This window comes from Pseudomonas sp. GXM4, from assembly GCF_008923895.1.
Lineage (GTDB): Bacteria > Pseudomonadota > Gammaproteobacteria > Pseudomonadales > Pseudomonadaceae > Aquipseudomonas > Aquipseudomonas atacamensis.
Genome location: NZ_WBRZ01000292.1, coordinates 1 through 6,412 on the forward strand (window position 1 = coordinate 1; position 6,412 = coordinate 6,412).

8 protein-coding genes are annotated in these 6,412 nt (G+C 60.1%); 3 read left to right on the forward strand and 5 right to left on the reverse strand.

All coding sequences use genetic code 11. The features are described from left to right. The coding region (locus tag F8N49_RS24085; protein WP_372241046.1) for a fumarylacetoacetate hydrolase family protein at window positions 1–157 on the reverse strand (157 nt) is incomplete at its 3' end. Window positions 158–198: 41 nt separating this feature from the next. Continuing rightward, window positions 199–1,593: an FAD-binding oxidoreductase gene (locus F8N49_RS24090; RefSeq protein WP_041476861.1), complete on the reverse strand. Its 1,395-nt coding sequence runs from the start codon at window positions 1,591–1,593 to the stop codon at window positions 199–201. A 205-nt stretch (window positions 1,594–1,798) separates the two neighbouring features. Here F8N49_RS24090 and serA point away from each other — a divergent pair, with 205 nt between their 5' ends. Further along, window positions 1,799–3,028, forward strand: a complete 1,230-nt coding sequence (gene serA, locus F8N49_RS24100; RefSeq protein ID WP_024014707.1) for a phosphoglycerate dehydrogenase — start codon at window positions 1,799–1,801, stop codon at window positions 3,026–3,028. Between the two features lie 123 nt (window positions 3,029–3,151). On the opposite strand, the gene F8N49_RS24105 is transcribed toward serA, so the two are convergent. Then, the gene (locus F8N49_RS24105) at window positions 3,152–3,577 is read right to left on the reverse strand and encodes a DUF4399 domain-containing protein (RefSeq protein ID WP_024014708.1); all 426 of its coding nucleotides are present in this window, start codon (window positions 3,575–3,577) and stop codon (window positions 3,152–3,154) included. 135 nt (window positions 3,578–3,712) lie between these two features. On the opposite strand from F8N49_RS24105, the gene F8N49_RS24110 reads away from it, so the two are divergent. Continuing rightward, complete coding sequence (locus tag F8N49_RS24110) at window positions 3,713–4,279, forward strand: transporter substrate-binding domain-containing protein (protein ID WP_071172181.1); 567 nt, start codon at window positions 3,713–3,715, stop codon at window positions 4,277–4,279. 102 nt (window positions 4,280–4,381) lie between these two features. Here F8N49_RS24110 and F8N49_RS24115 read toward each other — a convergent pair whose 3' ends face one another. Both F8N49_RS24115 and F8N49_RS24120 read right to left on the reverse strand, forming a co-directional pair. Continuing rightward, a complete protein-coding gene (locus tag F8N49_RS24115) occupies window positions 4,382–4,867 on the reverse strand; it encodes a DUF523 domain-containing protein (protein WP_071172180.1) in 486 nt (161 codons plus the stop codon). A 2-nt stretch (window positions 4,868–4,869) separates the two neighbouring features. Further along, window positions 4,870–5,502, reverse strand: coding sequence for a 2OG-Fe(II) oxygenase (locus tag F8N49_RS24120; protein WP_071172179.1), 633 nt, complete (start codon window positions 5,500–5,502; stop codon window positions 4,870–4,872). A gap of 108 nt (window positions 5,503–5,610) precedes the next feature. On the opposite strand from F8N49_RS24120, the gene F8N49_RS24125 reads away from it, so the two are divergent. Continuing rightward, complete coding sequence (locus tag F8N49_RS24125; protein ID WP_024014712.1) at window positions 5,611–6,342, forward strand: DUF2059 domain-containing protein; 732 nt, start codon at window positions 5,611–5,613, stop codon at window positions 6,340–6,342. Window positions 6,343–6,412: the final 70 nt, after the last annotated feature.

A 6,412-nucleotide genomic window follows, 5' to 3' on the forward strand; every position in this document is an offset into this window, starting at 1 on the left:
CCACGCAACTGCCCGGCTTGATGAACAGCAGCGGCTCGGTCGGCACCGGATTGTCCAGTTCCTTGGCGTGTTCGGCGTAATTGCGGCCAATGCACACGACTTTTCCGATCGGGAAGTGAATGCGCGTGCCGTCGACGTACTGGTGCTGATAGCTCATTTACCGACTCCTGCCTTTATTGATTCAACAGAGATTACCGATCAAACCGGGAAAATCTTGCCCGGGTTCATGATGCCGTTCGGGTCGAACACTGCCTTGACCGCTTTCATGTACTCGATCTCGGCCGGCGAGCGGCTGTAGGTCAGGTAATCACGCTTGGTCATACCTACGCCGTGCTCGGCCGAGATCGAGCCGTTGTACTTCTCGACGGTTTCGAACACCCACTTGTTGACGGTGGCGCACTTGGCGAAGAACTCGTCCTTGCTCAGATTTTCCGGCTTGAGGATGTTCAGGTGCAGATTGCCGTCGCCGATGTGGCCGAACCAGACGATTTCGAAATCCGGGTAGTGCTCGCCAACGATCGCGTCGATTTCGCGCAGGAACGCCGGCACTTTCGAGACGGTAACCGAGATGTCGTTCTTGTACGGCGTCCAGTGGGAGATGGTTTCGGAGATGTACTCGCGCAGCTTCCACAGATTGTGCAACTGGGTTTCGCTCTGGCTCATCACGCCGTCGAGCACCCAGCCCTGTTCTACGCAGTGTTCGAAGGTCTCCAGCGCGCTGTTGGCCACTTCTTCGGTGGTCGCTTCGAATTCCAGCAGGGCGTAGAACGGGCACTCGGTCTCGAACGGCGCCGGCACGTCACCACGGCCCATGACCTTGGCCAGGGCCTTGTCGGAGAAGAATTCGAACGCGGTCAGGTCGAGTTTGCCCTGGAAGGCATGCAGCACCGGCATGATCGAATCGAAATCGGCGGTGCCGAGGACCATCGCCGTGAGGTTTTTCGGCGCGCGATCGAGGCGCATGGTCGCTTCGACAACGAAACCGAGGGTGCCTTCGGCGCCGATGAACAGCTGACGCAGGTCGTAACCGGTAGCGTTCTTGATCAGGTCCTTGTTCAGCTCGAGGACGTCGCCCTTGCCGGTGACGACTTTCATGCCGGCCACCCAGTTGCGGGTCATGCCGTAGCGAATCACTTTGATCCCGCCGGCATTGGTGCCGATATTGCCGCCAATCTGGCTGGAACCCGCCGAGGCGAAGTCGACCGGATAGTACAGGCCGTTTTCTTCGGCGACGTTCTGCAGATGCTCAGTGACCACACCCGGCTGGCAGACGGCGGTGCGGTCGGTGAGGTTGACGTCGAGAATCTGGTTCATGTAATCGAACGAAACCACCACTTCGCCATTGGCCGCCACCGCAGCGGCGGACAACCCGGTGCGCCCGCCGGACGGCACCAGTGCGACCTTGTGGGTGTTGGCCCAACGCACCACGGCCTGCACTTGCTCGATGGTCTTGGGAAACACGATGGCGCTCGGTGCCGGCGCGAAATGCTTGGTCCAATCCTTGCCGTAAGTGTTCAGGGAGTCGGCGTCAGTGAGGACTTTGCCAGGCTCAACCAGGGTCTTCAGTTCATCAATCAGCGCAGGATTGGTCATCGACAGAACTCTCGAACAATTCATGGTCATCCTGAGAACGCTTCACGTCGCAGGAATGAGTGTTTAGCGGGGTGGCTATGCTAGCATACCGACCCCGCAGGACAGTGCCCAAGGCCAGATCCGCGGTGACGGCTTTGTTGCCGTGCGGGTCAGCTCCAGGCTGCTCCCTCCCTGCCATTTTTCTCCGGGATACAGGTTTACGCAGATGAGCAAGACTTCTCTCGATAAGAGCAAGATCAAGTTCCTTCTTCTCGAAGGCGTCCACCAATCGGCTGTCGACGTCCTCAAGGCGGCGGGCTACACCAGCATCGAATACCTGACTGGTTCCTTGCCGGAAGCCCAGCTCAAGGAAAAGATTGCTGACGCTCACTTCATCGGCATTCGCTCGCGCACGCAACTGACCGAAGAGATCTTCGATCACGCGAAGAAACTGGTCGCGGTCGGCTGTTTCTGCATCGGCACCAACCAGGTTGACCTCAGTGCGGCCCGCGAGCGCGGTATTGCCGTGTTCAACGCGCCGTACTCCAACACCCGTTCCGTAGCCGAGCTGGTACTGGCCGAAGCGATCCTGCTGCTGCGCGGCATCCCTGAGAAGAATGCATCCTGCCACCGTGGCGGCTGGATCAAGTCCGCCGCCAACTCGTTCGAGATCCGTGGCAAGAAGCTGGGCATCGTCGGCTACGGCTCGATCGGCACGCAGCTGTCGGTGCTGGCTGAAGGCCTGGGCATGCAGGTGTTCTTCTATGACACCGTGACCAAGCTGCCACTGGGAAACGCTACGCAGGTCAACAACCTGCACGAGCTGCTGGGCATGTCCGACATCGTCACCCTGCACGTCCCGGAAACTGCGGCGACCCAGTGGATGATCGGCGAGAAGGAAATCCGCGCCATCAAAAAGGGCGGCATTCTGATCAACGCTGCACGCGGCACCGTGGTCGAGCTCGACGCCCTGGCGGACGCGATCAAAGACAAGCACCTGATCGGCGCGGCCATCGACGTATTCCCGGTGGAACCACGCTCCAACGACGAAGAGTTCGAAAGCCCGCTGCGTGGCCTCGACAACGTGATCCTGACCCCGCACATCGGTGGCTCGACCGCCGAAGCGCAAGCCAACATCGGTCTGGAAGTAGCAGAGAAACTGGTCAAGTACAGCGACAACGGTACTTCGGTGTCGTCGGTCAACTTCCCGGAAGTGGCCCTGCCGGCTCACCCTGGCAAGCACCGCCTGCTGCACATCCACGAGAACATCCCGGGTGTGATGAGCGAGATCAACAAGGTTTTCGCCGAAAACGGCATCAACATCTCCGGTCAGTTCCTGCAGACCAACGAGAAAGTCGGTTACGTGGTGATCGACGTCGACGCCGAATACTCGGAGCTGGCGCAAGAGAAGCTGCAACACGTCAACGGTACTATCCGTAGCCGTGTTCTCTTCTGAAGAAGCAGCGGCAAGCTTCAAGCTACTAGCGGCAAGTGAACAGCGCTTTTGCTTTACCTTGCCGCTTGCAGCTAGCCACTTGAAGCTGAATTAAAAAAGGGAGCCCCGCAGGGCTCCCTTTTTTTATTTCACGTTGACGGTGATTTTTTCCGAAACGATCGATGGGTCGAACGGCATGTGGCCGCTGTCGCCGAGGATCAGTTGCAAGGTGTGCTTGCCGGGGGCCAGTTTGATCGTGGCTTCGGTCTGCGCCTTGCCGAAATGCATGTGATGGGCGTCAGTCGGGATCGGCGCACCTTCGGCCGGCAGGTCGTCGACGTCGATCAGCAGGTGATGGTGGCCGGTGTTCTTGGTGGTGTCACCCGCCGGGGCCAGCGCGATGTTCTTGACGCCGAACTTGACCTTGAATTCCTGCGAGACGGTGGCGCCGTCCTCGGGAGAAACGATGAACACTTCAGCATCCTTCGGCGCCGGTGTCGCCGCACTGGCCAGCACCGAAACACCCATCAGCACACCGGCCAACGCTGCACGTGACAAAAAGCTTTTCATTTTCTTCTCCAGTTTTTCCGTAAAATCCGCACGGTCATGACAACTTCATGACCATTCGTTGTCGAAGGCACTCGACAACCATAGCAAAGCGAGCCTGAATCAGAGCGTCGCGATAATGATTTCAAAGGAGTGACCATGCGCCTGCTGCCTGGCCTGATCTGCCTGCTACCCCTTCTGAGCCCGCTGGCTCACGCCGAACTGATTGATGACGTCAACGACCGTGGCGAGCTGCGCATAGCCCTTGAGGCTAATACACCGCCCTTCAATTACAAGGAAGGCGACACCCTCACGGGGTTCGAGGTCGAGCTTGGGCAACTTCTGGCCCAAGAGCTGGATGTACGCGCCGACTTCATCGTCACCGACGAGGGCGACCTGCTCCAGGGCGTTGAAAGCGGCAAGTACGACGTCGCGCTCAACCACATAGCACTGACACCCGAACTCAAGGATCGTTTCGACTTCAGCGAGCCGTACGGCGAGGTTGATGGGCAGTTGTTGGCGAAGAAGGACGAGACGCCGCGGCCGATGGTGCTGGTGCAGGCGTTCACCGAAGCGAAGCCGAAAGCGGCAGCGCCGGTCGAGCTGGCGATCCCGTTTCAGAAGGGTAATCCGGCGTTTCAGGCCAGCCTCAAGAGCGCGCTGGAACGGATCAAGGCGGATGGGCGGTTGGCGGCGTTGTCGAAGAAGTGGTTCACCGAACCGTAGGAGCTGCCGCAGGCTGCGATCTTTTGATGTTGATTCAAAAAATCAAAAGATCGCAGCCTCGTTTCACTCGTCAGCTCCTACAGTTGAATTGGTGCTGGCGCTTTAGTCGAGTCGGGCCAGGGCCTGCGCGGCTTGCAGCAGTTCAAGCTCACTGAAAACCCGAACCCCATGGCGCTTGAGCAACGCCGCCGTCACCCCTTCGCCATTGACCTTGACCCCGCTGAACGTGCCGTCATACGTCAACAGATTCCCGCAAGACGGACTGTTGGCCTTGAGCACCGCCACCCGAATGCCGTGCTTTTGCACCAGTTCCAGCGCTTGCCGCGCCCCCTCGAGAAACTGCGCGCTGACATCCTCGCCATCAGTAGTGATGACTGCGGCAATGCCATCCAGCACCTGACCGCCCTGCCCGCCAGGAATCTCCGCCGCCGCCCGCGGCGTCGGCAATCCACCCGCCACCTCCGGACACAACGGCACCACGCGCCCTTCTTCGATCCACTGCTCAAGCAGATCAAACGGCCCGCTCGCACCACCGTCATAACGCACGCGATGGCCCAGCAGGCAGCGACTGACCAGGATCTTTTCCATGTTCAGAACGGCTCGTTGCCACGGCGACGGAACCAGCCAGTCAGCGACAGGCGCTCGCGATGGGCCGGCATCACTTCGTGGGGCACTTCGCCGGAGAGAAACACCACCAGACAGCCGCCGGTCGGCTGTACGTCATGCACACGTTCTTCGCCCAGGTACATGCGCAACTGTCCGCCGTCCTCCGGCAACCAGGCCTCGTTGAGGTAAATGACGGCCGAGACCATGCGCCGGTCATCATCGCGAAAGCGGTCAACGTGCTTGAGGTAAAACGCGCCGGGCGGGTACAGGGCGAAATGGCATTCGAAATCCTCAAGCCCCAGAAACAAGCCGCGATTGAGTGCCTCGCGCAGACTGTCCATCAGGCTCAGGTAACGGTCGGTGGCCTCGGCCTGACCCGGGTCGATCCACTGGATGTGATCGCCGCGAATACCCTCGCGAATCTCCGAAAACGGCCCGCGACCGACCGCTGCCGGCGCCAGCTCACCTTCGGCTTCACGTTTACGGCACTCGGCCGCCAGCGCCCGGGTCAGATCGGCGGGCAGGAAGATGTTCTGCTGCGACCAGCCGTGTTCGGCCAGGTCGTCGACAATGCGTAACAGCAGCGGGTGTTCAGAGGATATCGGCATGGCGCGCATAGTATGCCGACGGCGATAAATCCGACAGAGCCACGCAGCGGCTTGCTACGAATTCTCGACAAGTACCGGCACCGCACGGACAATAGTCCGCTGCTGACAGGAGTCCCTATGCGCCGTTTGCTTTTTTCACTGTTGATGTTCTGCGTATTGCCCGCCTGGGCGGACGGCCACGATCAGTTGTACAAGGTCGCCGGCTGGCCAGAACAACGCGCGCATTTCAACGATGCCCTGAGCGCCGCCCAGCAGCGCTATCAGAACAGCCTGCCGCCTGCGGTATTTCAGGCGCTGGTCAACAACAGCAATCAACGCTTTGCCGCGCAGGCCATGGATCAGCGTGCCGAAGCGCAACTGCGGCAGAAACTCGCCGACCCTAAACCGGCGCTGACCTTCTTCCAGTCACCGCTGGGCAAGAAAATCGTCGCCGCCGAATTGCTGGCGACCCGCCGCGACCAACTGGCAAAAAACGCCCAGGGTCTGCCGAAGATGCAGGCCAGCGACAGTCGCTTGCTGATCATCGGCCATCTCGCCCAGGCCCTGCCAGCCCGAGAGGCTGGCGCCGAGGTCAGCCTGGCGATTGCCGGCGTAGCGGCGGACAGCTTGAGTTCGATGATCCCGGGACTGCTCGGCGGTGGACAGGCGCAGGGCATGTTGAACGGTCAGCGCCAGCGGCTGATGGATCAGATCGGCGCCGATCTGAACAACACGCTGCTCTATGTCTATCGCGACTTGTCGGATGAGGAGCTCGAAGAATTTGCGACGTTTGCCGAGTCGACCGAGGGCAAGGCTTATTACCAGGCGGCGCTGGCGGCGATTCGGGCGGGGTTGGCGGTCGGCCAATAATCTTCGTCGCCAGATAAGCCGCCTTCGCGAGCAAGCTCGCTCCCACAGGGTTGGCATTCCAATGTGGGAG